Origin of the sequence: Roseateles sp. (genome assembly GCF_036486225.1) — a bacterium.
GTDB lineage: Bacteria > Pseudomonadota > Gammaproteobacteria > Burkholderiales > Burkholderiaceae_C > Roseateles.
This window is the reverse complement of sequence record NZ_DASVNZ010000417.1, coordinates 1-3,919: the sequence shown is the minus strand read 5'-3', so window position 1 is coordinate 3,919 and position 3,919 is coordinate 1. Positions and strand designations below refer to the sequence as shown.

At 68.3% G+C, this 3,919-nt stretch carries 3 protein-coding genes and 1 tRNA gene; 2 read left to right on the top strand and 2 right to left on the bottom strand.

The window, feature by feature from the left end; genetic code table 11:
* Positions 1 to 49: 49 nt before the first annotated feature.
* Positions 50 to 883, bottom strand: coding sequence for a cytochrome C assembly family protein (locus VF536_RS27100; RefSeq protein WP_331618054.1), 834 nt, complete (start codon positions 881 to 883; stop codon positions 50 to 52).
* A 45-nt stretch (positions 884 to 928) separates the two neighbouring features.
* Here VF536_RS27100 and ffh point away from each other — a divergent pair, with 45 nt between their 5' ends.
* Positions 929 to 2,323 (top strand): signal recognition particle protein, encoded by a 1,395-nt coding sequence (ffh, locus tag VF536_RS27095; RefSeq protein WP_331618053.1) that lies wholly within the window; start codon positions 929 to 931, stop codon positions 2,321 to 2,323.
* Between the two features lie 42 nt (positions 2,324 to 2,365).
* On the opposite strand, the gene ftsY is transcribed toward ffh, so the two are convergent.
* Complete coding sequence (gene ftsY, locus VF536_RS27090; protein WP_331618052.1) at positions 2,366 to 3,625, bottom strand: signal recognition particle-docking protein FtsY; 1,260 nt, start codon at positions 3,623 to 3,625, stop codon at positions 2,366 to 2,368.
* A 100-nt stretch (positions 3,626 to 3,725) separates the two neighbouring features.
* Here ftsY and VF536_RS27085 point away from each other — a divergent pair.
* A tRNA-Met gene (locus VF536_RS27085) sits at positions 3,726 to 3,802 on the top strand.
* Positions 3,803 to 3,919 lie beyond the last annotated feature (117 nt).

Below are 3,919 nucleotides of genomic sequence, written 5' to 3'. Positions count from 1 at the left end.
CGAAGGGATCGAAGGGATCGAAGGAGAGAGCATCGGCGGCATTCTGCGATCAGACCGGCGGACGCTGCAGGACGACTTCCAGCACGAAGCGCGAGCCGGCGTAAGACAGCAGCAGCAACGCGGCGCCGAAATACAGCCAGCGCGTGGCGCGCTTGCCGCGCCAGCCGAACACGCGGCGTCCGGTCAGCAACCCGGTCAGCACGATCCAGCCGAGCACGGCGTACAAGGTCTTGTGGTCCCAGCGCCATTGCGGCGTGAAGGCGACCCCCAGCAACAGCGCGATCGACAGCACGACGACACCGGCGCCGACGAACTGGAAGGTCAGGCGTTCGAGCCGCAGCAGCGGCGTGCCGAAGGCGGGCGCGCCCTGCCCCTTCTGCGAACGCATCTGGCGCTCGGCGCGGTTGAGCATCACCGCGTGCATCACCGCGACACCGCACAGGCCGTAGGACGCGAGCCCCATCGCCCAGTGCAGCGGCGCCAGCGGCGAGCCCGCCTGCGGGCGGTACTCGCCGGGGAAGGCCCAGGCCACCAGCATCACGACCAGCCCCAGCACGCTGAGCAGCCGCTGCGCCGACGGCAGCGGCAGGAAGCGGCTTTCGATCAGGTAGACGCCGATCATGAGCCAGATCGTCATCGACAGCGACGGCGCGAATCCGAAGCGCGCGGCGTGCCCGCCGTTGACCGGCGCGGCGCCGATGCCGCCGATGTCCACGACCAGCGCGGCCAGGTGCAGCAGCCAGGCCAGGACCAGCACCGCACGCCAGGTGCGGGGGCGCCGGTGGGCGAAGATGGCGGCGGCGGCATAGGCCAGTGCCCCGGCGGCGCTGAGGGCGGCGAGGATCAGGCCGCTGGGCTCGGCGGAGGCGGACGATAAAATCATCTGCAAAGTGTAATGAGGCGCGCCCGCTTACGCGGGGCCGAAACGATGGCATCCACCCTGACCGATCGACTGAGCCGGCTCGTCAAGACCATGCGGGGCCAAGCCCGCATCACCGAGACCAATGTGCAGGACATGCTGCGCGAGGTCCGCATGGCGCTGCTGGAGGCCGACGTCGCGCTGCCCGTGGTGCGCGACTTCGTCGCCCGCGTGAAGGAGAAGGCGCTGGGCCAGGAGGTGGCGGCCTCGCTGAATCCGGGCCACGTGCTGGTCTCGGTCGTCCACAAGGAACTGGCCGCGACCATGGGCGACGGCGTCGCCGACATCAACCTGGCCGCACAGCCGCCCGCCATCATCCTGATGGCCGGCCTGCAGGGCGCCGGCAAGACGACGACGACCGCCAAGCTGGCCAAGCACCTGACCGAGAAGCGCAAGAAGAAGGTGCTGACGGTCTCCGCGGACGTGTACCGCCCCGCCGCGATCGAGCAGCTCAAGACGGTGACGAAGCAGGCGGGCGCCGAATGGTTCCCGTCGGCGCCGGACCAGAAGCCGCACGACATCGCGCTGGCGGCGCTGGATCACGCCAAGCGTCACTTCTTCGACGTGCTGCTGGTCGACACGGCCGGCCGCCTGGCGATCGACGAAGCGCTGATGGCCGAGATCCGCGACCTGCACGCCACGCTCAAGCCGGTGGAGACGCTGTTCGTCGTCGACGCGATGCAGGGTCAGGATGCAATCAACACCGCCAAGGCCTTCAAGGAAGCGCTGCCGCTGACCGGCATCGTGCTGACCAAGCTGGACGGCGACTCGCGCGGCGGCGCGGCGCTGTCGGTGAAGCAGATCACCGGCGCGCCGATCAAGTTCGCGGGCGTGTCGGAGAAGATCGACGGCCTGGAAGTCTTCGACGCCGAGCGCCACGCGGGCCGGGTGCTCGGCATGGGCGACATCGTCGCGCTGGTCGAGGAAGTGCAGAAGGGCGTGGACGTCGAGGCGGCGCAGAAGCTGGCCGAGAAGCTCAAGTCCGGTGACGGTTTCGACCTGAACGACTTCCTCGCGCAGATCTCGCAGATGAAGAAGATGGGCGGACTGTCCGGACTGATGGACAAGCTGCCCACGCAGATGACCGCCAAGGCCGGCCAGCCCGACATGGACAAGGCCGAGCGCGACATGAAGCGCATGGAAGGCATCCTCAACGCCATGACCGCCAAGGAGCGCCGCCAGCCGGCGCTGCTGATGGACGGCAAATCCAAGGCCAGCCGCAAGCGCCGCATCGCCGCGGGCGCGGGCGTCCACATCCAGGAAGTCAACCGCCTGCTCAACCAGTTCGATCAGATGCAGGGGATGATGAAGAAGATGAAGGGCGGCGGCCTGATGAAGATGATGAAGAAGATGGGCGGCCTCAAGAACCTCATGGGCGGCGGAGGCGGCGGGTTCCCGATGTAACCCCACCCATCAATGGAAATCGGCTCCCGAGGGAGCCGATTTTCATTCCAGCAGCGCCTGCGCGAACTCCCGCGCGTCGAAGGTCTGGAGGTCTTCGAGCTTCTCGCCGACGCCGATGAAGTAGACCGGGATCGGCCGCTCGCGCGCGATCGCCGCGAGCACGCCGCCCTTGGCCGTGCCGTCGAGCTTGGTGACGATCAGGCCCGTCAGGCCGAGCGCATCGTCGAAGGACTTCACCTGCATCAGCGCGTTCTGACCGGTATTGCCGTCGACGACCAGCAGCACCTCGTGCGGCGCCGTCTCCTGCGCCTTGGCGATCACGCGCTTGATCTTCTTGAGCTCCTCCATCAGATGGAGCTGCGTCGGCAGGCGGCCGGCAGTGTCGGCGATGACGACGTCGCAGCCGCGCGCCTTGCCCGCGACGACGGCGTCGAAGGTCACCGCGGACGGATCGCCGCCCTCCTGGCTGACGATCTGGACGCGGTTGCGGTCCGCCCACACGGCGAGCTGCTCGCGCGCCGCCGCGCGGAAGGTGTCCGCCGCGGCCAGCAGCACGTTGGCTTCGGCATCCGCCAGATGGCGCGTGAGCTTGCCGATGCTGGTCGTCTTGCCGGCGCCGTTCACGCCGACCACCATCATCACCGTCGGCGAGTGCTCGCCGATCACGAGCTGGCGCTGCAGCGGCTGCAGCAGTTCCGTCAGCGCATCCACGAGCAGTTGCCGAACAGCGGCCGGATCGGTCGCCTTGGCGTCCTTCACACGACGCTTCAGATCGTCGAGCAGGAACTCGGTCGCCTTCACGCCGGCGTCGGCCATCAGCAACGCGGCTTCGAGTTCCTCATACAGCGCGTCGTCGATCTGCGTGCCGGTGAACACCTGGGAGATGCTCGACCCGGTCTTGCGCAGACCCTGGCGGAGCTTGTCCATCCAGCTCTTGCGCGGCGCGGGCTCGGCGACCGGTGCCGGCGCGGGCGCAGGCACAGCAACCGGCGTCACCGCGACCGGAGCAGGAGCCTGTTTCGGTGCGGCAACAGGCGCAGGCGTCAATGCTGGCGCAACGGGTGCGGGCGCGGCGATGGGCGCCGGAGCGACGGCCGGGACGGCCGCCGGAACGGGCGCAGTCGGCGGGGTCAGTGCTTGCGGAGCGATCGGAGCGGACGCCGGGGTCGACTGCGGCTCGATGGCGGGCGCGGGGGCGACCGGCGGGAGCGCGGTGTCGAGGGCCGGCGGCGCTTCGGGAGCAGGCGCTGGCGTGGGTTCGGCGGAGCCGAAGCCCAGTTTTTTCTTGAGGAAGCTGAACATGGAGGGGGTCGAGTGGGACTCGCGCGCCGAACTGTCGATGCCGTGATCGGCGGGGCTTGCATTGTCTGCGAAAACTTTGCTATAGTCGCTGTCTTCGCAAGGCGCTTTAGCTCAGCCGGTTAGAGCGACGGAATCATAATCCGCAGGTCCGGGGTTCGAATCCCTGAAGCGCCACCAAATACGAAACCCCGCAGGACGCAAGTTCTGCGGGGTTTTCCGGTTGGGCCGCTGAATCTGAGGTCTTCCGGCGCCTTTCAGCGACAAAGGGCCCTCGCATCGCGACGGCCCTTCCCT

Excerpts from the sequence above, each read along its gene's own strand:
- VF536_RS27100 (WP_331618054.1), bottom strand. The coding sequence starts at position 883 with ATGATTTTATCGTCCGCCTCCGCCGAGCCCAGCGGCCTGATCCTCGCC.
- ffh (WP_331618053.1), top strand. The coding sequence starts at position 929 with ATGGCATCCACCCTGACCGATCGACTGAGCCGGCTCGTCAAGACCATG.
- ftsY (WP_331618052.1), bottom strand. The coding sequence starts at position 3,625 with ATGTTCAGCTTCCTCAAGAAAAAACTGGGCTTCGGCTCCGCCGAACCC.